The organism is Stenotrophomonas pictorum JCM 9942, assembly GCF_001310775.1.
Taxonomy (GTDB): Bacteria; Pseudomonadota; Gammaproteobacteria; order Xanthomonadales; family Xanthomonadaceae; genus Stenotrophomonas; species Stenotrophomonas pictorum.
This window is the reverse complement of sequence record NZ_BAZI01000479.1, coordinates 1-1,702: the sequence shown is the minus strand read 5'-3', so window position 1 is coordinate 1,702 and position 1,702 is coordinate 1. Positions and strand designations below refer to the sequence as shown.

At 69.1% G+C, this 1,702-nt stretch carries 2 pseudogenes; both read left to right on the top strand.

Features of this window, described 5'->3' with window-relative positions:
* Positions 1-563, top strand: a pseudogene (locus JCM9942_RS18450) (MBL fold metallo-hydrolase); the annotation flags it as partial.
* 132 nt (positions 564-695) lie between these two features.
* Positions 696-1,702 (top strand): annotated as a pseudogene (locus tag JCM9942_RS15215) (peptidase M20); the annotation flags it as partial.

Genomic DNA, 1,702 nt, shown 5'->3' with positions numbered 1-1,702 from the left:
GTGCCGGTGCCGGCCGCGCGCGTGGTGGTGGCCGAGGATGGCCATCGCGTGTCGCTGGCCGGGCGTGAGCTGCTGTGCGTGGACACCCCCGGCCATGCCCGCCATCACCACTGCATCTGGGATGCGGCCAGCGGCAGCTGGTTCACCGGCGACACCTTCGGCCTGTCCTATCGCGAACTGGACAGTGACGCCGGGCCGTTCATCATTCCGACCTCCTCGCCGGTGCAGTTCGAGCCGGAGGCGCTGCATGCCTCGATCGAGCGGCTGATGGCGCGCGCGCCGGTGGCGATGTACCTGACCACTACGGCCGCGTCGAGCAGCCGGCGCGACTGGCGGCCGAGCTGCACGCGCAGATCGACGCGATGGTGGCTATCGCCCGCCGCTGCGATGGTCACGCCGATCGCCACCGGCTGCTGGTGCAGGCGCTGGGCGCGCTGTATGTGGCGCGGCTGCGCCGGCACGGCAGCACCCTGGACGAGGTGCAGGTGTTGCAGGTGCTGGGCATGGATATCGAGCTCAATGCCCAGGGGCTGGAATGCTGGCTGGACCGCGACCGCCGCTGAAGGCTGGAGTGGAGTGCAGTGCACGGCTGTGGCGATCAACGATCTGCGCGGTGGCGTGGCCCCCTCATTAAACAGACACCGCACGCGATAGAATCGCCGCTCTGTCGAACGCTGGTGTCCGCTGTGAATCCGATGCGCATTCTGCTGTTGTCGTCGTGCCTGTTTGCCGGCGGCATCGCCCATGCGGCCAACGACCTTCCCGGCGGCGGCATCGATGCCGAAGCGTTGTCCCGGCACGTGCGGGTGTTGGCCTCGGACGAATTCGAGGGCCGCGCGCCGGCCAGCGCCGGCGAACAGCGCACCGTGGACTATCTGGTCGAGCAATTCCGTGCGTCGGGTCTGCAGCCGGGCGGCGAAAACGGGAGCTGGGTGCAGAACGTGCCGCTGGTACGCGCGCAGGTCGACGGGCCGGTCACCGCGCAACTGAGGCTCGGTGGCACGGCGCGGAAACTGGTCAACGGCGAGGACGTGACCCTGCAGAGCCTGCGTCCGCAGGCGGCCGTGGAGGTGCGCGATGCGCCGCTGGTGTTTGTCGGTTACGGCATCACTGCGCCCGAGCGCCAGTGGGACGACTACAAGGACGTGGACCTGCGCGGCAAGATCGCGGTGGTGCTGATCAACGATGCCGATTTCGAGGCCGATATGGCCGGGGCGTTCGATGGCCGCGCGGTCACCTATTACGGCCGCTGGACCTACAAGTTCGAGGAGGCCGCGCGCCGTGGCGCCGAAGGCGTGCTGATCGTGCACGAGACCGCGCCGGCGGCGTATCCGTGGGCGACGGTGAAGGCATCGGGCACCTCGCCGCTGTTTGACATCCAGCGCAGCCAGGCCGAGGCGATGGCGCAGCACACCACGCTGCGTGGCTGGATGCAGCGCAGCCTGGCCGAGCAGCTGTTCGCCGCTGCCGGGCTGGATTTCGAGGTCGAGAAGCGCAAGGCGATGCGTGCCGACTTCCGGCCGGTGGCGCTGGGCGATGCGCGCCTGTCGGCCAGCTTCAAACTCAAGCGCGAGCCGGTGGTGACCCGCAACGTGGTGGCCAGGCTGGAAGGCGCGAGCCATCCGCACGAATCGGTGATCTTCTCCGCGCACTGGGATGCGTTCGGCATCGGCCAGCCCGACACCAGCGGCCAGACCGTGCG